This window comes from Streptomyces sp. NRRL B-24085, from assembly GCF_001282115.1.
In the GTDB taxonomy this organism is placed as follows: domain Bacteria; phylum Actinomycetota; class Actinomycetes; order Streptomycetales; family Streptomycetaceae; genus Streptomyces.
In genome coordinates this window covers 1-23,168 of sequence record NZ_LJBR01000298.1, presented here as the reverse complement: position 1 = coordinate 23,168, position 23,168 = coordinate 1, and the positions used below count along the sequence as shown (strand labels likewise).

The window sequence follows — 23,168 nt, the reverse complement described above, 5'->3', positions numbered from 1 at the left end:
CGGGGTGGGGGGTATCCGTCCTCGGTCCGGCGGCTCGGCTCCTTGAGCAGTGCTCTGTAACGGACGCCGGCCGCTGCGGGCGGACACCCCCCACCCCGTCCCCTCACCGCCGTACGCGACTGACGGCCCATCGTGGCGCACCGTCCGGCGAACGGCCCGTCGTGGCGCAGGCGACTGCACCCACCCAGGGGCGCGGGGAACTGCGCGACCGGCCACGACGGACCCGCAGCCGCTCTACGGCATTCTGCGGCACACGGCCCGTCGTGGCGCAGGCGACTGCACCCCCCTAGGGGCGCGGGGAACTGCGCGACCGGCCACGACGGGCCCGCAGCCGCTCTACGGCATTTCGCGGCACACGGCCCGTCGTGGCGCAGGCGACTGCACCCACCCAGGGGTGCGGGGAACTGCGCGACCGGCCACGACGGACCCGCAGTCACCCGACCACCTGTTCCGGTACCCCTAGGCGCCGTCGGTCTTCTCGTCCACCTGCGGCGGCGCCGCGGGCTTCAGTTTCTGCCAGATCAGGAAGAAGATGCCGAGGGCCAGCATGCCCAGGCCGGTCCAGAGGTTGATGTTGACGCCCTCCGACTTGTCGAGGGAGGAGTCGGACGGGTTGATGCCGGCGATCGTGACGATGATGCCGTAGAGGACGAACAGGCCGCCGATGATGCGGCGCAGGTCGAAGATGCGGGCCGCGGTGGCCGACTTGGCCTGGAGTTCGGTGACTTCTCGCTGGACTTCGTGTTCGGACATGGTCTCTCAATCCTCCGAGGTCAGAACGAGAACGGGATGTAGCAGACGGCAGCCAGGACCACCGCGCCCCAGCCCAGCAGGGCCGGCCTGCGGTACCAGGCGTCGTCGCCGACGGCGGGGGGCTCGGACATGCCCGGGGACGTCGTGCCGTAGACGAGACCCTGGAGTTCCTCGGCGGGTTTGGGGGCGGTGAACAGGGAGACGGCGACCATGACCACCGCACCGGCCACGAAGCCGACGATCGCGGAGACGAAGTTGGCGCCCTGGTCGGAGGGGATGTCGATGATGCCCTGCTTGTAGATCCAGAAGTAGTTCACCATCGCCGCGACCGTGCCGGCCAGCAGTCCCCAGAAGCCCGACTTGGCGGACGCCCGCCGCCAGAACATGCCGACGATGAAGACGACGAACATCGGCACGTTGAAGAAGGAGAACAGCGTCTGGAGATAGCTCATGATGTTCGAGAAGGAGGACGCCAGGAACGCCGTGCCGACCGACGCACAGACGCCGATCACCGTGATCAGGCGCCCGAAGCGGACGTAGTAGCCGTCCTCGCGGCCCCGCTGCACGTACCTCGCCCAGATGTCGTTCGTGAACACCGTGTTGAAGGAGGACACGTTGGCCGCCATGCCCGCCATGAAGGCGGCCAGGAGTCCGGTGACCGCGATGCCGAGGACGCCGTTCGGCAGGAGCTGTTCCATCAGGTACGGGATGGCGTCGTTGTACTGGTAGCCGGAGTCGGCGGTGCCGAAGCCGGGGATCAGGGCCGCCGCCGTCAGGCCCGGGATCATCACCAGGAACACGATGAAGATCTTCGGGAACGCGGCGATCAGGGGGGTGCGCTGGGCCGCGCTCAGGTTCTTCGCCGACAGGGCGCGCTGGACCTCCGCGAAGTTCGTCGTCCAGTAGCCGAAGGACAGGACGAAGCCCAGGCCCAGCACGATCGTCAGCCAGTTCGCGCCCAGCGGGTTGGCGCTGCCGATGCCCGTGCCGCCCCAGGCGGTCGTGAAGTTCTCGCCGTGTTCGGCCGTCAGCTTGTCCGTGAGGCCGCCCCAGCCGCCCACCTTCTTCAGGCCGAGGACGACCAAGGGGATCAGGGCCGCCAGGATCACGAAGAACTGGAGGACCTCGTTGTAGATCGCGGAGGACAGGCCGCCGAGGGTGATGTAGGCGAGGACGAAGGCGCCGGCGACCACGATGGCCACCCACTGCGGCCAGCCGAGGAGGGCCTCGACCACGATGGCCAGGGCGTAGAGGTTCACGCCCGCGATCAGGATGGCCGCGAAGGCGAACAGGGCCGAGCTGAGCAGGTGCGCCCACTTGTCGAAGCGCAGCAGGAGCATCTCGGGGACCGAGCGCACCTTGCTGCCGTAGTAGAAGGGCATCATCACCAGGCCGAGGAAGACCATGGCCGGGATGGCGCCGATCCAGTACCAGTGGACCGTGTAGGCGCCGTACTGCGCGCTGTTGGCGGCCATCCCCAGGATCTCCGTGGCGGCCAGGTTGGCGGAGATGAAGGCGAGACCCGTGATCCACGCCGGCAGTGAGCGTCCGGAGAGGAAGAAGTCCAGGCTCGTCTTCACCGATCTACGGGCCGCGAAGCCGATCCCGAGGACGACGACGAAGTAGACCCCGAGGATCGTGTAGTCGAGCCAGTTGGTGGGGAGCCGGAGCTCGGCGGCCAGGTACGCGCCTTTTGTGGGGGTTTGCATAGTCAGCAATTGAACACCTCGGCTGATGCGCTTTGTTTGATTCCGATGGTGACTTGGGTGGGAGTTTATGGTTACATGTGTTTAGTTATGTTTGAGTGAAGGAGCGCAGCGGTGAAGAAGACCTCGACCCGGCTGGCCGACGGTCGCGAGCTCATCTACTACGACCTGCGCGACGACACCGTCCGCGACGCCGTGGACCGGCGGCCCCTCGAGCGGACCGTCACCACGTCCGAGGTCCGTCGGGATCCGCTGCTCGGCGACTCCGTGGCCGTCGCCTCGCACCGGCAGGGCCGCACCTACCACCCGCCCGCCGACGAGTGCCCGCTGTGCCCCTCGCAAGGTGAGCGGCTGAGCGAGATCCCGGACTCGTCGTACGACGTCGTGGTCTTCGAGAACCGTTTCCCCTCGCTGGCCGGCGACTCGGGGCGCTGTGAGGTCGTCTGCTTCACCTCGGACCACAACGCGTCCTTCGCCGACCTCACCGAGGAGCAGGCGCGTCTCGTCCTGGACGCGTGGACCGACCGGACGTCGGAGCTGTCGCATCTGCCCTCCGTGGAGCAGGTCTTCTGTTTCGAGAACCGGGGTGCGGAGATCGGTGTGACCCTGGGTCACCCGCATGGCCAGATCTACGCCTACCCGTTCACCACCCCTCGCACCGCACTGATGCTGCGTTCTCTCGCGGCCCACAAGGAGGCGACCGGAGGGGAGAACCTCTTCGACGCCGTGGTGGACGGCGAACTCGCCGGCGAGCGGGTCGTCCTGGAGGGCGAGCACTGGGTCGCCTTCGTGCCCTACGCGGCGCACTGGCCGTACGAGGTGCACCTGTACCCGAAGCGCCGGGTGCCGGACCTGCTCGGCCTCGACGAGGAGGCCCGCACAGAGTTCCCCAAGGTCTATCTGGAACTCTTGAGGCGCTTCGACCGGATCTTCGGCGAGAGTGAGCCGCCCACGCCGTACATCGCCGCCTGGCACCAGGCGCCGTTCGGCCAGCTGGAGGAGTTCGAGGGCGTGAGCCGTGACGACTTCGCTCTGCACCTCGAGCTTTTCACCATTCGTCGCACGTCCGGCAAGCTGAAGTTCCTCGCGGGCTCCGAGTCGGGGATGAACGTCTTCATCAACGACATCCGGCCGGAAGCCGCGGCACAGCGACTGCGAGAGGTAGCGAGTTCATGAAGTACCTGGTGACAGGTGGCGCGGGGTATGTCGGCGGGGTCGTGGCCCAGCACCTCATCGAGGCGGGTCACGAGGTCGTCGTCCTCGACAACCTCTCCACCGGCTTCCGCGAGGGTGTCCCGGCCGGGGCCGCCTTCATCGAGGGCGACATCCGCGACGCCGCCAAGTGGCTCGACTCCTCCTATGACGGCGTGCTCCACTTCGCCGCGTTCTCGCAGGTCGGCGAGTCGGTCGTGAAGCCCGAGAAGTACTGGGACAACAACGTCGGCGGGACGATGGCGCTGCTCGGCGCCATGCGCGAGGCGGGCGTGAAGAAGCTCGTCTTCTCCTCCACGGCCGCCACCTACGGGGAGCCCGAGGAGGTGCCGATCGTCGAGTCGGCGCCGACCCGGCCCACCAACCCCTACGGCGCCTCCAAGCTCGCCGTCGACTTCATGATCACCAGCGAGGCGAACGCGCACGGCCTCGGTGCCGTGTCCCTGCGCTACTTCAACGTCGCGGGCGCCTACGGCAAGCAGGGCGAGCGGCACGACCCCGAGTCGCACCTCATCCCGCTGATCCTCCAGGTCGCCCAGGGCAGGCGGGAGGCGATCTCCGTCTTCGGCGAGGACTACCCGACCCCCGACGGCACCTGCGTCCGCGACTACATCCACGTCGCCGACCTGGCCGACGCCCACCTCCTCGCCCTGAAGGCGGCCCAGCCGGGCGAGCACCTCATCTGCAACCTCGGCAACGGCGAGGGCTTCTCGGTCCGCCAGGTCATCGAGACCGTCCGCAAGGTCACCGGGCACCCGATCCCCGAGGTCGTGGCCCCGCGCCGGGACGGCGACCCGGCCACCCTGGTCGCCTCCGCCGCCACCGCCCGCGAGAAGCTGGGCTGGAACCCGACCCGCGCGGATCTCGCGGGGATCGTCGCGGACGCCTGGGAGTTCGCGCAGCACATCGCGAAGGAGCAGTAGTGGCACAGCAGGTGCGGGACGGTTTCGTCGAGCTGTACGGGACCGACCCCGAAGGTGTCTGGTCGGCGCCCGGCCGCGTCAACCTCATCGGTGAGCACACCGACTACAACGACGGCTTCGTGATGCCCTTCGCGCTGCCGCACACCGCGGTCGCGGCCGTCTCCCGGCGCACGGACGGCGTACTGCGCCTGCACTCGGCCGACGTCGAGGGCGGTGTCGTGGAGCTGCGCCTGGACGACCTCGCCCCGGAGAGCGACCGGAACTGGACCGCCTACCCGGCCGGTGTCGTCTGGGCGCTGCGCGAGGCCGGGCATCCGGTCACCGGCGCGGACGTCCACCTCGCCTCGACGGTCCCGGCGGGCGCGGGCCTGTCCTCCTCGGCGGCCCTGGAGGTCGTCGTCGCCCTCGCGCTGAACGACCTGTACGACCTCGGCCTCCAGCGCTGGCAGCTCGCCCGGCTGTGCCAGCGCGCCGAGAACGTCTACGTCGGCGCCCCCACCGGGATCATGGACCAGACCGCGTCCGCCTGCTGCGAGGACGGCCACGCCCTGTTCCTCGACACCCGGGACCTCGCCCAGAAGCAGATCCCCTTCGACCTCGCCGCCGAGGGCATGGTCCTGCTGGTCGTCGACACCCGCGTCAAGCACGCCCACAACGAGGGCGAGTACGGCAAGCGCCGCGCGGGCTGCGAGCGGGGCGCGGCCCTGCTCGGCGTGGACGCGCTGCGGGACATCCCGTACGGCGAGCTCGACGCGGCCCTGGAGCGGCTGGGCGACGACGAGGAGGCCGTACGCCTGGTGCGGCACGTGGTCACCGAGGACGAGCGGGTCGAGAAGGTCGTCGCCCTGCTGGAGTCGGGCGAGACCCGCGCGATCGGACCGGTGCTGGTCGCCGGACACGCCTCGCTGCGCGACGACTTCCGGATCTCCTGCCCGGAGCTGGACCTGGTCGTCGACACCGCCCTCGCCTCCGGTGCCCTGGGCGCGCGGATGACCGGCGGCGGCTTCGGCGGCTCGGCGATCGTGCTGGCCGAGGCGGCCGACGTGGAGACGATCACCAAGGCGGTCCAAGAGGCCTTCGCCGCAGCCGAGTTCACCGCTCCGCGGGTGTTCGAGGCGGTGCCCTCGGCGGGGGCGCGGCGCCTGGTCTGAGACCGGCTGACCGCTGTTTTGCCCGGCTTGATCCGAACTTGGGGAAAGCCGGGCCTCTCCCTGGCATACGCGCCAGTAGCGTCGGAGCCGTGAGTCGAGGGCGCCTTCGCATCCTGTCGGCGATCGGCATCGGCTGCTACGCGCTCGCCGCGATCGCCGGCTTCTTCGTCCTGGCGGACCACCAGGGCTACGCACTCCTCGTGCCCCTGTGGATCGCGCACGGTGTGCTCCTCGCCGTGCTGCTGAGCAGGCTGTGCGCCGACGAGACGGCCCTGTCCGCGGCGCTCCTGGTGGGGGCCTCCCTGGCGGCCGTGTACGTCGCCGACCTGGCCCGCGACGAACTCACCCTGGACCGGCGGGGCGAGCGGGTCACCGCCACCGTCGTACGGGACTGGCCGGCCCCGGACCGGGGGCGGGGGGCGGACACCTACGACTACGCCCTCGCGCGCCGCGACGGCACCAGGCTCCCGGGCCCCGCCCTCCAGGCCGCGTCCGGCAGCCTCGCCGTCGGGCAGACCGTCACCGTGCTCGCCGACCCCGCGGGCGTCCTGCGCCCCCGGCTCCCGGGAGACACGGGCGCGACCGGAGAGGCCCTGGGCGTGGGGGCGTTCGCCCTGATCGCGCTCGGCGTCGTCGGGGCCACGGCCCGCCGGGGTGCGCTCGTCGCCCGCCGGCGGGAGGAGCGGGCCAGGGTTGCGGAGCAGGAGCACACGCTCCGGGAGGCGCTGCGCACGGCCTCGGCCGACGACCACGGGTTCGTCGAGGTCCACCCCGCGCACTACCCCGACCTCCCCCACCGCCGTGCGGCCGGCATCGCGGGGGAGCTGGGCATGGCGCCGGCGGACGAGCCGGGCTCGTGGCGTTTCAGGCGGTGAGCCGCTTGGTGAGGGTGTACTCCGTGATCCCCGGCGGATAGTCCGGGATCACGCACACCACCTCGTACCCCTGCTTCCGGTAGAAGTCCGGCGCCTGGAAGTCCCAGGTCTCCAGGCGCACGGAGGCGCAGCCCCGCTCGTCGTGCGCCGTGCGCTCCGCGTGTGCGAGCAACTGCGAACCCAGGCCCGCCCCGCGGTGCCGTCCGTCGACCCACAGATAGGTCACGTGCAGCCAGCTCGTCCAGGTGTGGCCGACCAGTCCGCCCGCCAGCGCGCCGGAGTCGTCCAACGCCCAGACGTGGAGCGGAAGTTCCCGTTCACCTGGGGTTCCGCGCAGTGCGCGCAGGACCGGGGAGGCCGCCGTGTTGGTCTCCAGCAGCCGTTTGCGGAGCAGATCCTGCCGGGCCTTGTCGACTTCTGTCTCCAGACGAAACATGCGGCTCACCATAAACGCACCGGACAGCCAGTTCTGCAAATAACCTTCCGCTCCTGGCCCCCGGCCGTACCCTGATGAACAGCACCGGTGGGGGCCGGTGCTGTTCATCAGGGGGCGAGACGGTCGGGTACGGCGCCCGAAGTGGGGGTAGCAGTTCTTGCACGGCGGCGGCCGTGCGGCCATCGTGCTTCGGGCGTCGTGCCCGCGACGGTGTCGTCTCCCGAGTCGTCCTCAGTCGAGGACGACGGGGTATCCCCTGCTCTTCGAGAGCTTGGGGAAGGGGGTTTCGTGGTTCGCATCCGAGTCCTGGTCGTCGACGACCATCGCATCTTCGCCGAGTCGCTCGCCGCCGCGCTGGCGGCCGAGCCCGACGTGGAGGTCTCCGCGGCCGGCAGCGGTCCCGCCGCGCTGCGCAGTCTGGAGCGCGCGGCCGCCGAGGGCCGCCGTTTCGACGTGCTGCTCGTCGACGCCGACCTGGGCGGCAACGTCCAGGGCATCAGGTCCGCCATGTCCGTGCAGGACGGCAGCGAGGACGGTCTCGTCGACGGCATCTCGCTGGTCGCCGGGGTCCGTACGGCGCAGCCCGCGGTCCGGATCGTCGTGCTCGCCGAGAAGGACGACCCGCGCCGGGCCGCGCTCGCCCTCCAGGCCGGCGCCTCCGGCTGGGTCGCCAAGGACTGCTCGCTGTCCCGGCTGCTCACCGTCATCCGGGGGGTGCTGCGCGACGAGACCCATCTGCCGCCCGCCCTGCTCACCGGCGTGCTCAGGGAGCTCACCGCGGCCCGCAAGCACCGCACCGAGAGCGAGCGGCTGGTGGAGTCCCTCACCCCGCGCGAGCGGGAGGTGCTGCGCTGCATGGTGGCCGGTCTCGGCCGCAAGGCGGTCGCGGAGAGACTGTTCCTGTCCCCGCACACCGTGCGCACCCATATGCAGAACGTCCTCGGCAAGCTGGGCGTGCACTCCACCCTGGCCGCCGTCGCCCTGGCGCGGCGCGCGGGCGTGGGCCCGGTCGACCTAGCCGGGGATGTTGTCGAACGGGGCGGTCAACTGGCGTAGCAGCCCGGCCAGTTCCCCGCGCTGGGCGCGGGAGAGCTCGGCGAGGATGGCGCGCTCCTGCTCCAGCAGGCCGGCGAGGGCCTGGTCCGCGCGGTCCTTGCCGTCCTCGGTGAGCCGGACCAGCACCCCGCGCCGGTCGCTCGGGTCGGGCAGCCGCTCCACCAGGCCCTTCTTGGCCAGCCGGTCGATGCGGTTGGTCATGGTGCCCGAGGTGACCAGCGTCTGCGTCAGCAACTGCCCCGGGGAGAGCTGGTACGGCGTCCCCGCGCGCCGGAGCGCGGTCAGCACGTCGAACTCCCAGGGCTCCAGGCTGTGCTCCGCGAAGGCGAGCCGGCGCGCCCGGTCCAGGTGCCGGGCCAGTCTGCTCACCCGGCTGAGCACCTCGAGCGGTTCCACGTCGAGGTCAGGGCGCTCCCGGCGCCACGCAGCGACCAGCCGATCGACCTCGTCCTCCATGACGATCAGTGTAGTGGTTGTGTCGACGTGAAGTCTCTTGATATCTAGTGTCTTGACGTCAAGAGAACTGGCGGGGAAGGTGAGAGGCATGACGACCCCCACCTGGGACCCCGCCCAGTACCTCCGCCACGCGGACCACCGCGCCCGCCCCTTCACCGACCTGCTCGCCCGTATCCCGGACCCGCCCGGTGACCGGCCCCTGATCGCCGACCTCGGCTGCGGCCCCGGCAACGTGACGGCCCTGCTCGCCGCCCGCTGGCCCACCGCCCGGATCACCGGCTACGACAACTCCGCCGAGATGCTCGACAAGGCACGCGTCGAGCACGCCGGCCCCACTCCCGGCGGCGGCCGCCTCGACTTCGCCCACGCGGACGTCCGCACCTGGACGCCCGCGCAGCCGTACGGCCTCATCGTCAGCAACGCCACGCTCCAGTGGGTGCCGGGGCACGTGGAGCGCTTCCGGGCGTGGGTGGCGGGACTGGCGCCGGGCGGCACCTTCGCCTTCCAGGTGCCCGGCAACTTCGACTCCCCGAGCCACCGGCTGATGCGCGAGCTCGCCGAGCGGGCCGGGCTCGCGCACACCCTGCGCCACGAGGACGCCGTCCGCACGCCCGAGGCCTATCTGGCGGAACTGGCCGACCTGGGCTGCGAGGTGGACGCCTGGGAGACGACGTACGTGCACCTGCTCCAGGGCGAGGACCCGGTCCTCGACTGGGTCAAGGGCACGGGCCTGCGCCCGCTCCTCACCGCCCTCGCCGACGACCCGCCGGCCCGGGAGGAGTTCCTGACCGCCTACCGGGCGGCCCTGCGCGAGGCGTACCCGGCGGGGCCGCACGGCACGCCGTTCCCCTTCCGCCGCGTCTTCGCCGTCGCCCGCAAGGAGGGCTGACGCCCGCGACCCCTCGGGAAGCGGCTGGATTTCTCTGTTTGAACGGCGATGGGCGGGTCACCCGCAGTGAAGACAGCGGAGTCTGCAATCGCTGGGAGTGAGAACGGTGGCAGGAGACCAGAAGGCCAAGGCCAAGAAGGAACAGGCCAAGGGCAAGGCCAAGGAGGCCGTGGGGCGTGCGCTCGGCAACGAGAGCATGGAGGCCGAGGGCCGCATGGCGCAGTCCAAGGGCGACGCGCGCCAGGCCAAGGAGAAGGCGAAGGACACCTTCAAGCACTGACGGCACGGACGACGCACCGGCCCGGGCACCCCAGGGTGCCCGGGCCGTCGTGCGGTCCGGCTCAGCTCTTCCTGCGTCCTATCAGGCGGGGCTTGGCCTCCAGCCCGTCCAGGCCGTGCCAGGCCAGGTTCACCAGATGCGCCGCCACCTCCGCCTTCTTCGGGCGGCGCACGTCCAGCCACCACTGACCGGTCAGGGCGACCATGCCGACCAGTGCCTGGGCGTACAGCGGGGCCAGCTTGGGATCGAAGCCCCGCCGCTTGAACTCGCGGCCCAGGATGTCCTCCACCTGCGTCGCGATGTCCGAGATGAGCGAGGCGAAGGACCCCGTGGACTGGGGGATCGGGGAGTCGCGGACCAGGATGCGGAAGCCGTCCGTGTACTCCTCGATGTAGTCGAGGAGGGCGAAGGCGGCCTGCTCGCACAGTTCCCGGGGGTGGCCGGCGGTCAGGGAACTGGTCACCATGTCCAGCAGGCGCCGCATCTCACGGTCCACCACCACCGCGTACAGGCCCTCCTTGCCGCCGAAGTGCTCGTACACCACCGGCTTGGAGACGCCGGCCTTCGCCGCGATCTCCTCCACCGACGTGCCCTCGAAGCCCTTCGCGGCGAAGAGCGTGCGACCGATCTCCAGCAACTGCGCGCGGCGTTCGGCCCCCGTCATCCGGGTGCGCCGGGCTCGCCGCGGCTTCGCTTCGCTGCTCGGGGTACTGCTGGAGTCGGTCGCCACGGCGTCCATCATGCCGCCTCGGCGGTTTCCTCCTTGCGCCGGGAGCCGTCCCCGTCCGTGTTCCGGCGCGAATCGATACGCGAGCGTGACGGCCAGCGCACGTCGTACGCCCAGCCGAGCATCTCGAACCAGCGGATGATCCGTGCGGAGGAGTCGAGCTGACCCCGCATCACCCCGTGCCGCGCCGAAGTCGGGTCGGCGTGGTGCAGGTTGTGCCAGGACTCGCCGCAGGACAGCACGGCCAGCCACCACACGTTGCCCGAGCGGTCCCGCGACTTGAAGGGCCGCTTGCCGACCGCGTGGCAGATCGAGTTGATCGACCAGGTCACGTGGTGCAGCAGGCAGACCCGGACCAGGGAGCCCCAGAAGAACCCGGTGAAGGCGCCCCACCAGGACATCGTCACCAGACCGCCGATCACGGCGGGCAGGGCGAGGGAGAGCATCGTCCAGTAGATGAACTGCCGGGAGATCGCCCGGATCGCCGGGTCCTTGACCAGGTCCGGCGCGTACTTCTCCTGCGGGGTCTGCTCCTCGTCGAACATCCAGGCGATGTGGGCCCACCACAGGCCCTTGATCAGTGCCGGGACCGTCTCCCCGAACCGCCACGGCGAGTGGGGGTCGCCCTCGGCGTCGGAGAACCTGTGGTGCTTGCGGTGGTCGGCCACCCACCGCACCAGCGGTCCCTCGACCGCCAGGGACCCCATGATCGCCAGCGCGATCCGGAGCGGCCGCTTGGCCTTGAAGGAGCCGTGTGTGAAGTAGCGGTGGAAGCCGATCGTGATGCCGTGGCAGCCGAGGTAGTAGAAGAAGACCAGAAGACCCAGGTCGAGCCAGCTCACGCCCCAGCCCCAGGCCAGCGGCACCGCCGCGAGCAGGGCGAGGAACGGAACGGTGATGAAGAGGAGCAGCGTGATCTGTTCGATCGAACGCTTCTGCTCACCGCCCAGTGTCGCGGAGGGCGGGGTCGAGCCGTCGGGCGCCTTCGGGGCGTCTGCGATCACATCGGAGCGCGTGGTCATGGGCGTCCCCTGTGGGGTTTCGAGGGTTGAGGACAGATGCCGGGCTGCGGGAATCCTTCCCGGGTTCCGTGACGACGGTCCCTACGGTTCCGTAACCTACGGCGTCGTAAGTATGGCAGTGCGGCGCCCGGCGACAAGAGCCCGAGAGTCTGCGCGTCCGCATGGACACCTATCCTTGGAGTCGGTCGGACAGCGCGGTCCGCTCTGATTTCTTCCCGGATGGCCCGGCCGTATGCGGCGGCTGCCGCACGACCGCGCTCCGGGTTCCCCTCCCGGACGAGCTTCAACACTGCAAGGAGCCGCACCTGTGAGCAGTGCCGACGACCTGACTACGAGCGCCACGTCGACCAGTACCGAGCTGCGTGCCGACATCCGCCGGCTGGGCGATCTCCTGGGCGAGACCCTCGTCCGCCAGGAGGGCCCCAAGCTGCTGGAACTCGTCGAGAAGGTGCGCCGCCTCACCCGAGAGGACGGCGAGGCCGCCGCCGAGCTGCTGCGCGGCACCGAACTGGAGACCGCCGCCAAGCTGGTCCGCGCCTTCTCCACCTACTTCCACCTGGCCAACGTCACCGAGCAGGTGCACCGCGGCCGTGAGCTGCGGGCCCGGCGCGCCGCCGAGGGCGGACTCCTCGCCCGTACGGCCGACCGCCTCAAGGACGCCGACCCCGAGCACCTGCGCCAGACCGTCGCCAACCTCAACGTCCGCCCGGTCTTCACCGCCCACCCCACCGAGGCCGCCCGCCGCTCGGTGCTGAACAAGCTCCGCCGGATCGCGGCCCTCCTGGAGACCCCCGTCATCGAGGCGGACCGGCGCCGCTACGACACCCGTCTGGCCGAGAACATCGACCTCGTCTGGCAGACCGACGAGCTGCGCGTGGTGCGCCCCGAGCCCGCCGACGAGGCCCGCAACGCCATCTACTACCTCGACGAGCTGCACGCCGGCGCGGTCGGCGACGTCCTGGAGGACCTGACGGCGGAACTGGAGCGTGTCGGCGTCAGAATCCCCGACGCCACCCGCCCCCTCACCTTCGGCACCTGGATCGGCGGCGACCGCGACGGCAACCCCAACGTCACCCCCCAGGTCACCTGGGACGTCCTGATCCTCCAGCACGAGCACGGCATCAACGACGCCCTGGAGCTCATCGACGAGCTGCGCGGCTTCCTGTCGAACTCCATCCGCTACACCGGCGCCACCGAGGAGCTCCTGGAGTCCCTCAGGGCCGACCTGGAGCGCCTGCCGGAGATCAGCCCCCGCTACAAGCGCCTCAACGCCGAGGAGCCGTACCGGCTCAAGGCCACCTGCATCCGGCAGAAGCTGGAGAACACCAAGACCCGGCTGGCCAAGGGCATCCCGCACGAGGACGGCCGCGACTACCTCGGCACCAGCGAGCTGCTGCGCGACCTGACCCTGATCCAGACCTCGCTCAGGGAACACCGCGGCGGGCTCTTCGCCGACGGCCGGATGAACCGCACCATCCGCACCCTCGCCGCCTTCGGCCTCCAGCTCGCCACCATGGACGTCCGCGAGCACGCCGACGCCCACCACCACGCCCTCGGCCAGCTCTTCGACCGCCTCGGCGAGGAGTCCTGGCGGTACGCGGACATGCCCCGCGAGTACCGGGCCAAGCTGCTCGCCAAGGAGCTGCGCTCGCGCCGGCCCCTCGCGCCCACCCCGGCCCCGGTCGACGCGGCCGGCGAGAAGACCCTCGGCGTCTTCCAGACCGTGAAGCGGGCCCTGGAGGTCTTCGGACCCGAGGTCATCGAGTCGTACATCATCTCGATGTGCCAGGGCGCCGACGACGTCTTCGCGGCGGCGGTGCTGGCCCGTGAGGCCGGTCTGCTCGACCTGCACGCCGGGTGGGCGAAGATCGGCATCGTGCCGCTCCTGGAGACCACCGACGAGCTCAAGGCCGCCGACACCATCCTGGAGGACATGCTCTCCGACCCGTCGTACCGCAGGCTCGTGGCCCTGCGCGGCGATGTGCAGGAGGTCATGCTCGGCTACTCCGACTCCTCCAAGTTCGGCGGCATCACCACCTCGCAGTGGGAGATCCACCGCGCCCAGCGGCGCCTGCGTGACGTGGCGCACCGGTACGGCGTACGCCTGCGCCTCTTCCACGGCCGCGGCGGCACCGTCGGCCGCGGCGGCGGCCCCTCGCACGACGCCATCCTCGCCCAGCCCTGGGGCACCCTGGAGGGCGAGATCAAGGTCACCGAGCAGGGCGAGGTCATCTCCGACAAGTACCTCGTGCCGTCCCTGGCCCGGGAGAACCTGGAACTCACGGTCGCCGCCACCCTCCAGGCGTCCGCCCTGCACACCGCGCCCCGCCAGTCCGACGAGGCCCTGGCCCGCTGGGACGCGGCGATGGACGTCGTCTCGGACGCCGCGCACGCCGCCTACCGCAGGCTCGTCGAGGACCCCGACCTGCCGACGTACTTCCTCGCCTCGACGCCGGTGGACCAGCTCGCCGACCTGCACCTGGGCTCCCGGCCCTCCCGCCGCCCCGGCTCGGGCGTCTCCCTCGACGGGCTCCGGGCCATCCCGTGGGTGTTCGGCTGGACCCAGTCCCGCCAGATCGTGCCCGGCTGGTTCGGCGTCGGCTCCGGCCTGAAGGCGCTGCGCGAGGCGGGCCTCGACACGGTGCTCGACGAGATGCACGAGCAGTGGCACTTCTTCCGCAACTTCATCTCCAACGTCGAGATGACGCTGGCCAAGACGGACCTGCGGATCGCCGCCCACTACGTCGACACCCTCGTCCCCGAGGAGCTGCGGCACATCTTCGACACCATCAAGGCCGAGCACGAACTGACCGTCCGCGAGGTCCTGAAGATCACCGGCGAGGACGAGCTCCTCGACGCCGCCCCGGTCCTCAAGCAGACCTTCGCCATCCGCGACGCCTACCTGGACCCGATCTCCTACCTCCAGGTGGCGCTGCTCAAGCGCCAGCGCGAGGCGGCCGCCGCCGGTGAGCAGCCCGACCCGCTGCTCTCCCGCGCCCTGCTGCTGACCGTCAACGGCGTCGCCGCGGGCCTGCGCAACACCGGCTGACCCCCGCACACGCGAAAAGGCGGTGCCCCCGGAATCCGGGGGCACCGCCTTTCTCGGTACGTCAGGCCCGGCGCCGCCGGACGACGAGGTAGGCGCCCGCCGCCAGCAGCGCGGCCGCGACTCCGGAGAGCAGGCCGACGGGAGCGCCGTTGCCGGTCTCGGCGAGGTCACCGGTGGTGCCCTGCGCGGAGGCGGAGGAGGAGGCCGACGGGGAGGTCCCGGGCTCGGTGGAGCCGCCGGCGGACTCGCTGGGCCCGGCGCTGGGGGAGGCCGACTCGCCCGTTCCGGGGGTGCCGGAGGGCGAGGCCGTCGGCGTGGCCGTCGTACCGCCGCCCTCCTCGTCCTCGCAGTCGGTCCAGAACACCTTGTGCTTGGCGGCGCCCTTCTCCCCCTCGAAGTTCCAGAACAGCTTGTAGTGACCGTCGGGCAGCGACAGGTCCTCCGTACGGCCGTGGCCCTCGGAGTCCAGCGTGATCTCGCCGGACTTCACGGTCTCGCCCTTGACGTCGGCCGTCGGGGCCCAGGCCTCGATGTGCCAGTCGACCTCCTGGACGGCGTCGAAGCCGAAGGCGTCGAGGTAGAAGGTGCAGACGTGCGGCTCGTTCTTGCGGAGCTCTTCGCCGGTGGTGGCGTCGTGGATCTTCACGGTTCCGTTGTCACCGGGAGCGGTGGCGTGGGCGGCCGGGGCGACCAGGAGGGCCGCCGAGGCGACGGCGGACAGGACGCCGAAGCGGGTGAGGGTACGCATGGGGCAGTAGTCCATCTTCGAGAGTGGAACGGGAAGATGTGGAGGGGGCGGCTCAGCATCCAGCCGCGACTGACCTCTGGTCAATCACGAACAGACAACACTCTCGTTCTCCACAGGAACCGAGAACGGCGAAAGCCCTCAGACGGTCACGAAAGCCGCCGTGAGCAGTGCCGTCCCCGACCCCGCCAGCACCCACGCGAGCCCGCTCCTGCGCAGCCCGCCCGCCACGACCACCGACGCGAGCAGCAGCGCCCCGCCCATCGGCACCCACGCGTACAGCACCCCGGCCGTCCCCGACCGCACGACCTCGGAACTGCCCGGCTTCACCACCACCGGGTAGGTCCGGCCCTTCCGGACGGCCACCGTCTTCTCGATCACGACCCGGTCCCGTGCCTGGGACCCGTGCGACAGGGGCGTGTACGGACCGCTGCACATGTCCTGCGCGCACCGGGTCACCTCGACCGTGCCGCGCTCCCGCCCCTTGGTCAGCATCACGTACTGCGCGCTGCCCCAGGACCCCCACACCCCCGCGACCAGGATCAGCAGTGTGACCGTCCCCATCGACGCGAGCCGTCCGAACCGCAGCGCGGCGGCCGAGGCCCGGCGGGCGGTGGGGGCGGTGGCAGGCATGGCCGGGATCATTGGCCATGGGCCTGCGCGGGGTCAACTCGGGCCCGGCGCACCGGGGGACAAGTCAGGAGTTGTACGTGCTTTGCGCCCGCTCAAGACCCTCGGTCACCAGCGCCTCCACCGCGTCGGCCGCACGGTCCACGAAGTAGTCGAGCTCCTTGCGCTCGCTCGACGAGAAGTCCTTCAGCACGAAGTCCGCGACCTGCATACGGCCCGGCGGGCGCCCGATCCCGAACCGCACCCGGTGGTACTCCGCCCCGAACGCCTTCGTCATCGACTTCAGCCCGTTGTGGCCGTTGTCCCCGCCGCCGAGCTTGAGCCGCAGGGTGCCGTAGTCGATGTCGAGCTCGTCGTGGACCGCCACGATGTTCGCGACCGGCACCTTGTAGAAGTCCTTGAGCGCGTTCACCGGTCCGCCGGACAGGTTCATGAAGGACATCGGCTTGGCCAGGATCACCCGCCGGTTCGCCGGCCCGGGGGGCCCGATCCGCCCCTCGACGACCTGCGCCTGCGCCTTCCCGGCCCGCTTGAACCGGCCCCCGATCCGCTCGGCCAGCAGATCGGCCACCATGAAGCCGACGTTGTGCCGGTTGGCGGCGTACTCCGGTCCGGGGTTGCCGAGGCCGACGATCAGCCAGGGGGCGCCTGCAGGGGTGGTCACGTCCATGTCTCCTCACGTGCAACAGCCGCCGCCCCCCTCAGGGAGCAGCGGCTGGAGCTTATACGGCGAGCGCTCGGGCTCAGGCCTCGGCGGCCTCGTCGCCCGCGGCCTCTTCGCCCTCGGACTCCTCGGCCTGCGCGGCCAGCACCTGGAGGACGACGGTCTCACCGTCGACGGCCAGCTTGGTGCCCTTCGGCAGGGTGATGTCCTTGGCGAGGACGGAGTCGCCGGCCGTCAGACCCTCGATGGAGACGGTGACGGACTCGGGGATGTGCGTGGCCTCGGCCTCGACCGGAAGCGCGTTCAGGACGTGCTCCAGCAGGTTGCCGCCGGGGGCCAGCTCGCCCTCGGTCTGGACGAAGATCTCGACGTTGACCTGCTCGCCGCGCTTGACCAGCTGAAGGTCGACGTGCTCCAGGAAGCCCTTGATCGGGTCGCGCTGCACGGACTTCGGGATCGCCAGCTCGTTGGTCTTGCCGTCGATGTCCAGGGAGATCAGGACGTTCGGCGTGCGCAGCGCCAGCAGCAGGTCGTGGCCCGGGAGGGTCAGGTGCAGCGGGTCGGAACCGTGGCCGTACAGGACACCGGGGACCTTGTTGTCGCGGCGGATGCGACGGGCGGCACCCTTGCCGAACTCGCTGCGGGTCTCGGCGGTGAGCTTCACCTCGGACATGCGGATCACTCCTCGTGAATCAGGAACGGACGTGGTCACCCGGCCACGAACGGCCTGCTACGAAGAGCGCGTCGATAACGGACCGCCGCATCCATGGATACGGCCTCCCTCGCCGAGCAACTGGTGCAGTCTACTCAGCGGGGGAGGCCGCAGAAAAATCGATCATGCAGAAGCGTTTTTACGGCTTCCGGTGGCGCCTCACTGCTCGTCGAAGAGGCTGGTGACCGACCCGTCCTCGAACACCTCGCGCACCGCGCTCGCGATCGTCGGCGCGATCGACAGCACCTTGATCTTGTCCAGGTCGTGAGCCAGCTCACCCGGCGTCGGCAGCGTGTTCGTGAAGACGAACTCGCTCACCCGGGAGTTCTTCAGCCGGTCCGCTGCCGGGCCGGACAGCACACCGTGCGTGGCCGTCACGATGACGTCCTCCGCGCCGTGCGCGAACAGGGCGTCCGCGGCCGCGCAGATGGTGCCACCCGTGTCGATCATGTCGTCCACCAGGACGCACACGCGCCCCTTGACCTCACCCACGACCTCGTGGACGGTCACCTGGTTCGCCACGTCCTTGTCGCGCCGCTTGTGCACGATCGCCAGCGGCGCGCCCAGCCGGTCGCACCAGCGGTCCGCGACCCGCACCCGGCCCGCGTCCGGGGACACGACCGTCAGCTTGTCCCGGTCGACCTTGCGGCCCACGTAGTCCGCCAGCAGCGGCAGCGCGAACAGGTGGTCCACCGGGCCGTCGAAGAAGCCCTGGATCTGGTCGGTGTGCAGATCGACGGTCAGGATCCGGTCGGCGCCGGCCGTCTTCATCAGGTCCGCGATCAGCCGCGCCGAGATCGGCTCACGGCCGCGGTGCTTCTTGTCCTGCCGCGCGTAACCGTAGAACGGCACGATGACCGTGATGGAGCGGGCCGACGCACGCTTCAGCGCGTCGATCATGATGAGCTGCTCCATGATCCACTGGTTGATCGGAGCCGTGTGGCTCTGGATCACGAAGCAGTCGGCGCCCCGCGCCGACTCCTGGTAGCGGACGTAGATCTCGCCGTTCGCGAAGTCGAAGGCCTTGGTCGGGACGACCCCGACACCCAACTGCTGGGCGACCTCCTCGGCAAGCTCGGGGTGGGCGCGGCCGGAGAAGAACATCATCTTCTTCTCGCCGGTCGTCTTGATCCCGGTCACAGCACTGTCTCCTCAGAGGTGTCTCAGCCACATGCCGACAGACCGCGCCGCTGGGCGCGACGGGCCGTCCTGGCTGGTGGGGTGCGGGTGTGCACTTATCACGGTACGACGACTTCGGCGCACCTGTTTCCGGTCAGTCCTCGCTCGCGCCCTCCCGGGAAGCCGCCTCGGCAGCCTTCGCCGCCGCGCTGCCCGGACGCTTCCGGGCCACCCAGCCCTCGATATTCCGCTGCTGGCCACGGGCCACGGCCAGCGAACCGGGCGGCACGTCCTTCGTGATCACCGACCCTGCGGCGGTGTACGCCCCGTCCCCGACCGTGACAGGCGCCACAAACATGTTGTCCGAACCCGTGCGGCAATGCGACCCGACGGTCGTGTGGTGCTTGTCCTGGCCGTCGTAGTTCACGAACACGCTCGCGGCACCGATGTTCGTGTACTCGCCGATCGTCGCGTCCCCGACATAGGAGAGGTGCGGGACCTTCGTCCCCTCACCGATGGAGGCGTTCTTCGTCTCCACGTACGTCCCGATCTTGCCCTTCGCGCCCAGCCGGGTGCCCGGCCGGAGATAGGCGTACGGCCCCACGCTCGCACCCGCCCCGATGTGGGCGCTGTCGGAGACCGTGGTGTCGACCCGGGCCCCGGCTTCGACGACCGTGTCCTTGAGACGGCTGTGCGGCCCCACCTCGGCACCCTCGCCGACATGGGTCGAACCCTGCAACTGCGTGCCCGGGTGGACGACGGCGTCCTGGCCGAAGGTGACGGTGACGTCGACCCACGTGGTCGCCGGGTCCACGACGGTGACGCCGGAGAGCATGGCGGCGGTCAGCAGCCGGTCGTTGAGGATCCGCCGCGCCTCCGAGAGCTGCACCCGGTTGTTGATCCCGGCGATCTCACGGTGGTCCGCCGCGACACAGGCGCCCACCCGGTGCCCGGCCTCGCGGAGGATCCCGAGAACGTCGGTGAGGTACTCCTCGCCCTGGGAGTTGTCGGTGCGCACCTTGCCCAGCGCGTCCGCGAGCAACTGCCCGTCGAAGGCGAACACCCCGGAGTTGATCTCCCGGATCGCCCGCTGCGCCTCGGAGGCGTCCTTGTGCTCGACGATCGCGGTCACGGCACCGGAGGTCTCGTCCCGCACGATCCGCCCGTACCCCGTCGCGTCCGGCACCTCGGCGCTCAGCACGGTGACGGCGTTGGCGTCCGTGGAGTGCGTGGCGGCAAGGGCGTTGAGGGTCCCGCCGGTCAGCAGGGGGGTGTCCCCGCACACGACGACGACGGTCCCCTCGACGCGGCCGCCGAGCTCCTCCAGCGCCATCCGCACGGCGTGCCCGGTGCCGTTCTGCTGTGCCTGCACGGCCGTTCGTACGTCGGCGTCGGTGCCGGCGAGGTGGGCGGTGACCTGCTCCCGGGCGTGCCCCACGACCACCACGAGGTTCTCGGGGTCCAACTCGCGGGCGGCGGCGAGCACATGCCCCACCAGGGAACGGCCGCACAGCTCGTGCAGGACCTTGGGTGTGGCCGACTTCATACGGGTGCCCTCACCCGCTGCGAGAACGACGACGGCTGCCGGGCGAATGGCGCTCACGGGATGCCCTTCGGCTGTGGAGGGGGTGGGGTGACATCCGCAGGATACCGGGGCGTTTCAGGGGAGACATGAGAGCGGGCCCTGACAGTGCTGTCAGGGCCCGCTCCACTAGGGCTCCCGGGGAAGGAATCGAACCCTCATTCAATGGACCAAAACCATTTGTCCTGCCATTAGACGACCCGGGATGGTCTGTACCCTATGCCCGATTTCGGTGATCGGCCTCACGCACGGACACCACTATGCCGTACCAGGAGCCTTCGATGCGACGGTACAAGTCGGCCCCCTTCAAGACTTTGATCACCAGGCACCCCCGGTACGAGTCCCCGACATTCTTGCGAACCGTCTTGGGGTTGTGCTTCTTGACGGTCGTTCTGTAGAAGGCGGCGCGGTCGGCTCCGACCAGGTCTGCCCAGTACTTTTCCGCGTCGGCGATGTCCGCGGTTTCGTGAATCATCACGCCGAAGCGGAGGCGCTCCCTTTCTACTTGCAGGAGATCGAGCCAGGCGAGGAAGACCTCGATCATGCCGGGATCGCTGTTGACGAAGGCGACGCTCTCTCTGCGGTCGTACGCCTTGTCCTTTCCGCCCTCGGCCCAGTACAGCCCGACGCCGAGCAGGAAGAGCTCTCGGTCGGACAGCTCTCCGATCGCCTCCGCCGCAGCCGCCTTGGTCCGCTTCCGTTCCTCGTCCCGCACCGCCAGCTCGTGCTCCCAGCGTTTGCGGGCCGCCAGCTTCGCCTGTTCTGTCGGATCGTGGCGCTCGGGCTTCGGCAGGTCCCGCACCCACAGTGACACCGAACTCCTCGAGCAGCCCAGTTCCGCCTCGATGCGGTCGTAGGTCCATCCCTGGAGCCGTAGCTCTCGCGCCCTCGCCCTCAGGTCGTCCTTGGCGTTCGGTCGTTTCGTCCACTCCGGTGGCGGCTCGCCCTTCACCAGTCGCTGCAGGATGTCGTTGTTGAAGATCTTCAGCTCGTCACGGATCTGCCGGAGGCTGTGGCCCTGCCGTCGCAACGCGACCGCCCGCTCCCGCAGCCCTTCGAAATCCGCGTACTTGCTTTCTGGACGTGCCATGGGCATACCGTCCGGGCGGAATCCGATCTTCCGGGCTCGAACGGTGAGCGATTCAGCAGTTCGAGGGATATCGGGCTGTTCCGTAGTCGAACGGTCACTCGATGTGGTGCGGGTGGGTCGTCGGAAAGTCACCGGAAAACCTGCGGGGGCCGAAAGTAGGCTGGAGGCATGACCACGACGGGGGAAGACACCACCGCGGCACAGAAGGGGCCGTGGTGGTGGGCACGGTGGCGCAGTGCCGTGCTGGACGCGGGTCTGGCGTCGGCGTCCGCGGTGGAGTGCGCGTTCGAGGGAATCCGGTTCGCGCAGGACGCGGGGATCCCGGTGGCCGCGGGGATCGTGTTCGGTGTGCTGGCGGGTTCGGTGCTGGTCGTCCGGCGCAAGTGGCCGATCGCCGTCGTGCTCGTGAGCATCGCCATCACGCCCGCCCAGATGGGCTACCTGATGGGCATCGTCGGCCTGTACACGCTCGCCGCGTCCGAGCTGCCGCGCCGGATCATCGGCTCACTGGCGGGCATGTCCCTCGTCGGGATGCTGATCGTGATGTTCGTACGGGTGCGGCAGGACATGGCACACGGCGAACTGGACCTGGGGGACTGGTTCGTCCCGTTCGCGTCGATCACGACCGCGATCGGGATGACCGCGCCGCCCCTGCTGCTCGGGCTGTACGTGGGGGCCCGGCGCCGGCTCATGGAGAGCCTGCGGGAGCGGGCCGACGACCTCGAACGGGAACTCCAGCTGCTCGCCGAGCGCGCCGAGGAGCGTGCGGAGTGGGCGCGCAACGAGGAGCGGACCCGTATCGCCCGCGAGATGCACGACGTGGTCGCGCACCGGGTGAGCCTCATGGTCGTGCACGCCGCAGCCCTCCAGGCCGTGGCGCGCAAGGACCCCGAGAAGGCCGTGCGGAACGCGGCCCTGGTGGGGGACATGGGTCGGCAGGCGCTCACCGAACTGCGGGAGATGCTCGGGGTGCTGCGCAGCGGCGACGGGTCCGGCCGCCAGGAGCGGTCGGCGGTCCCGCTGGTCACGGTCGGGGTGGCGGCGGCCGCCGCGGTCTCACGTGTCGTGGAGGAGACCGAAGGACCCTGTCTGGACGACCTGGAGACGCTGATCGGGCAGTCGGCCGCCGCGGGCATGGCCGTCGACCTGTCCGTGGAGGGGGACGTGCGGTCGTACGGGGCGCAGATCGAGCAGACGGCGTTCCGGGTGGTGCAGGAGGCGTTGACCAACGTCCACAAGCACGCGGCGGGCGCCAAGACGCACGTACGCCTGGCGCACCGGGTGTCGGAGATCGCGATGCAGGTGGAGAACGAACCGCCGCCCGAGGTGTCCTCCCTCGCCTCGGCCCGGCTGCCCTCGGGCGGCAACGGCCTGGTGGGGATGAAGGAGCGGGTCTCCGCGCTGGGCGGGGTGTTCGTGTCGGGGCCGACGGAGGCGGGGGGCTTCCGGGTGTCGGCGGTGATTCCGGCGGCCTAGGGTGCCGGGGCGTCAGCCCGCGGTGAGGCGGGCCGGTTCGATACCGGTGACGAGGCCGGCCAGGGCCTGGTCGATGTCGGGGCCGAGGTACCAGTCGCCGGTGTGGTCCAGGGCGTAGACGCGGCCCTCGGTGTCGATGGCGAGCAGTGCCTGGGTGTCGGTCTCGGCGCCGAGCGGGCAGACCTCGGTGTCCAGGGCGCGGCCCAGGTCGGCCAGGGTGCGGGCCATGTGCAGGCCGTGCAGGGGATCGAGGTGGAGGCGGGCCGGGGCGACCTGGCGGCCGGGGCCGGTGGGGGTCAGGTGCAGTCCGCCGAACTCGGCCCAGGCCTCGACGGCGGCCGGGAAGACGGCGTGCCGGTGTCCGGCGGGTGAGATGTGCTCGCGCAGGGTGTCGGCCCAGATCTCGGCCTGCTTTATGTCCCAGCGTCCGGGCTGCCAGCCGGCGGCGCGCAGGGCGGCGTCGACGGGGACGGGGAAACGGGTGGTGCCGGTGCGGTCGGGGTGCATCTGCCCTTCGCGTTCGTCGAGGTCATGGAGGGGCGCCGGGGTGTGCTTCGGGGCGCCGTCGTGCGGGTGGTGCGGTGCCGGGGTTCGGGCGTTCTCTTATACACATCT

At 70.3% G+C, this 23,168-nt stretch carries 23 protein-coding genes and 1 tRNA gene; 9 read left to right on the top strand and 15 right to left on the bottom strand.

Annotated features, from left to right (window positions below):
* Window positions 1-459 precede the first annotated feature (459 nt).
* Window positions 460-753 carry a hypothetical protein gene (locus AOJ26_RS29220; protein WP_053851361.1) on the bottom strand — a complete coding sequence of 98 codons (294 nt, stop codon included), beginning with the start codon at window positions 751-753 and terminating at the stop codon, window positions 460-462.
* Between the two features lie 20 nt (window positions 754-773).
* Window positions 774-2,462: a sodium:solute symporter family protein gene (locus AOJ26_RS29215; RefSeq protein WP_053851360.1), complete on the bottom strand. Its 1,689-nt coding sequence runs from the start codon at window positions 2,460-2,462 to the stop codon at window positions 774-776.
* Between the two features lie 111 nt (window positions 2,463-2,573).
* Between AOJ26_RS29215 and galT the strand changes: the two genes are divergently transcribed.
* From galT to AOJ26_RS29195, 4 genes are all read left to right on the top strand, one after another.
* The gene (gene galT / locus AOJ26_RS29210; RefSeq protein ID WP_053851359.1) at window positions 2,574-3,635 is read left to right on the top strand and encodes a galactose-1-phosphate uridylyltransferase; all 1,062 of its coding nucleotides are present in this window, start codon (window positions 2,574-2,576) and stop codon (window positions 3,633-3,635) included.
* A complete protein-coding gene (gene galE, locus AOJ26_RS29205) occupies window positions 3,632-4,594 on the top strand; it encodes a UDP-glucose 4-epimerase GalE (RefSeq protein WP_053851358.1) in 963 nt (320 codons plus the stop codon). Before galT ends, galE begins: the two co-directional genes overlap by 4 nt.
* Window positions 4,594-5,745, top strand: coding sequence for a galactokinase (galK, locus tag AOJ26_RS29200; protein ID WP_086724413.1), 1,152 nt, complete (start codon window positions 4,594-4,596; stop codon window positions 5,743-5,745). Before galE ends, galK begins: the two co-directional genes overlap by 1 nt.
* Window positions 5,746-5,834: 89 nt before the next feature.
* On the top strand, window positions 5,835-6,620 hold the full coding sequence (locus AOJ26_RS29195; RefSeq protein WP_053851356.1) for a hypothetical protein: 786 nt from the start codon (window positions 5,835-5,837) through the stop codon (window positions 6,618-6,620).
* Here the strand turns inward: AOJ26_RS29195 and AOJ26_RS29190 are convergent.
* The gene (locus AOJ26_RS29190; RefSeq protein WP_053851355.1) at window positions 6,610-7,068 is read right to left on the bottom strand and encodes a GNAT family N-acetyltransferase; all 459 of its coding nucleotides are present in this window, start codon (window positions 7,066-7,068) and stop codon (window positions 6,610-6,612) included. The genes AOJ26_RS29195 and AOJ26_RS29190 overlap by 11 nt on opposite strands.
* Before the next feature lie 276 nt (window positions 7,069-7,344).
* On the opposite strand from AOJ26_RS29190, the gene AOJ26_RS29185 reads away from it, so the two are divergent.
* Window positions 7,345-8,112, top strand: a complete 768-nt coding sequence (locus AOJ26_RS29185) for a LuxR C-terminal-related transcriptional regulator (protein ID WP_053851354.1) — start codon at window positions 7,345-7,347, stop codon at window positions 8,110-8,112.
* Here AOJ26_RS29185 and AOJ26_RS29180 read toward each other — a convergent pair.
* Complete coding sequence (locus tag AOJ26_RS29180; protein WP_007382615.1) at window positions 8,071-8,568, bottom strand: MarR family winged helix-turn-helix transcriptional regulator; 498 nt, start codon at window positions 8,566-8,568, stop codon at window positions 8,071-8,073. The two genes, AOJ26_RS29185 and AOJ26_RS29180, sit on opposite strands and share 42 nt — an antisense overlap.
* Window positions 8,569-8,656: 88 nt before the next feature.
* Here AOJ26_RS29180 and AOJ26_RS29175 point away from each other — a divergent pair, with 88 nt between their 5' ends.
* Together AOJ26_RS29175 and AOJ26_RS42260 are read left to right on the top strand one after the other, a co-directional pair.
* Window positions 8,657-9,457: a trans-aconitate 2-methyltransferase gene (locus tag AOJ26_RS29175; RefSeq protein WP_053851353.1), complete on the top strand. Its 801-nt coding sequence runs from the start codon at window positions 8,657-8,659 to the stop codon at window positions 9,455-9,457.
* Between the two features lie 106 nt (window positions 9,458-9,563).
* Window positions 9,564-9,737 carry a CsbD family protein gene (locus AOJ26_RS42260; protein ID WP_078960073.1) on the top strand — a complete coding sequence of 58 codons (174 nt, stop codon included), beginning with the start codon at window positions 9,564-9,566 and terminating at the stop codon, window positions 9,735-9,737.
* A gap of 61 nt (window positions 9,738-9,798) precedes the next feature.
* Here AOJ26_RS42260 and AOJ26_RS29170 read toward each other — a convergent pair whose 3' ends face one another.
* Both AOJ26_RS29170 and AOJ26_RS29165 read right to left on the bottom strand, forming a co-directional pair.
* The gene (locus AOJ26_RS29170; protein ID WP_053851352.1) at window positions 9,799-10,479 is read right to left on the bottom strand and encodes a TetR/AcrR family transcriptional regulator; all 681 of its coding nucleotides are present in this window, start codon (window positions 10,477-10,479) and stop codon (window positions 9,799-9,801) included.
* Window positions 10,476-11,486, bottom strand: coding sequence for an acyl-CoA desaturase (locus AOJ26_RS29165; RefSeq protein ID WP_053851351.1), 1,011 nt, complete (start codon window positions 11,484-11,486; stop codon window positions 10,476-10,478). Before AOJ26_RS29165 ends, AOJ26_RS29170 begins: the two co-directional genes overlap by 4 nt.
* 307 nt (window positions 11,487-11,793) lie before the next feature.
* On the opposite strand from AOJ26_RS29165, the gene ppc reads away from it, so the two are divergent.
* Window positions 11,794-14,535, top strand: a complete 2,742-nt coding sequence (gene ppc / locus AOJ26_RS29160; protein ID WP_053851350.1) for a phosphoenolpyruvate carboxylase — start codon at window positions 11,794-11,796, stop codon at window positions 14,533-14,535.
* Between the two features lie 61 nt (window positions 14,536-14,596).
* Here ppc and AOJ26_RS29155 read toward each other — a convergent pair whose 3' ends face one another.
* The 8 genes from AOJ26_RS29155 to AOJ26_RS29120 form a co-directional block, all read right to left on the bottom strand.
* On the bottom strand, window positions 14,597-15,283 hold the full coding sequence (locus tag AOJ26_RS29155) for an LPXTG cell wall anchor domain-containing protein (RefSeq protein WP_053851349.1): 687 nt from the start codon (window positions 15,281-15,283) through the stop codon (window positions 14,597-14,599).
* Between the two features lie 138 nt (window positions 15,284-15,421).
* Window positions 15,422-15,925, bottom strand: a complete 504-nt coding sequence (locus AOJ26_RS29150; protein WP_086724415.1) for a hypothetical protein — start codon at window positions 15,923-15,925, stop codon at window positions 15,422-15,424.
* A gap of 52 nt (window positions 15,926-15,977) precedes the next feature.
* Window positions 15,978-16,580 carry an aminoacyl-tRNA hydrolase gene (gene pth / locus AOJ26_RS29145; protein WP_053851347.1) on the bottom strand — a complete coding sequence of 201 codons (603 nt, stop codon included), beginning with the start codon at window positions 16,578-16,580 and terminating at the stop codon, window positions 15,978-15,980.
* A gap of 73 nt (window positions 16,581-16,653) precedes the next feature.
* Entirely contained in the window at window positions 16,654-17,247 is a 594-nt protein-coding gene (locus AOJ26_RS29140) for a 50S ribosomal protein L25/general stress protein Ctc (protein WP_053851346.1), read from the bottom strand.
* Between the two features lie 198 nt (window positions 17,248-17,445).
* Window positions 17,446-18,426 carry a ribose-phosphate diphosphokinase gene (locus tag AOJ26_RS29135; RefSeq protein WP_053851345.1) on the bottom strand — a complete coding sequence of 327 codons (981 nt, stop codon included), beginning with the start codon at window positions 18,424-18,426 and terminating at the stop codon, window positions 17,446-17,448.
* A 133-nt stretch (window positions 18,427-18,559) separates the two neighbouring features.
* Entirely contained in the window at window positions 18,560-20,008 is a 1,449-nt protein-coding gene (gene glmU / locus AOJ26_RS29130) for a bifunctional UDP-N-acetylglucosamine diphosphorylase/glucosamine-1-phosphate N-acetyltransferase GlmU (RefSeq protein ID WP_078960072.1), read from the bottom strand.
* Between the two features lie 114 nt (window positions 20,009-20,122).
* Window positions 20,123-20,193, bottom strand: a tRNA-Gln gene (locus AOJ26_RS29125).
* Window positions 20,194-20,204: 11 nt separating this feature from the next.
* Entirely contained in the window at window positions 20,205-21,077 is an 873-nt protein-coding gene (locus AOJ26_RS29120) for a terminase gpP N-terminus-related DNA-binding protein (RefSeq protein WP_053851343.1), read from the bottom strand.
* A 168-nt stretch (window positions 21,078-21,245) separates the two neighbouring features.
* Between AOJ26_RS29120 and AOJ26_RS29115 the strand changes: the two genes are divergently transcribed.
* A complete protein-coding gene (locus AOJ26_RS29115) occupies window positions 21,246-22,553 on the top strand; it encodes a sensor histidine kinase (RefSeq protein ID WP_053851342.1) in 1,308 nt (435 codons plus the stop codon).
* Window positions 22,554-22,565: 12 nt separating this feature from the next.
* On the opposite strand, the gene AOJ26_RS29110 is transcribed toward AOJ26_RS29115, so the two are convergent.
* Complete coding sequence (locus AOJ26_RS29110; RefSeq protein WP_053851341.1) at window positions 22,566-23,060, bottom strand: SUKH-3 domain-containing protein; 495 nt, start codon at window positions 23,058-23,060, stop codon at window positions 22,566-22,568.
* Between the last annotated feature and the right edge of the window lie 108 nt (window positions 23,061-23,168).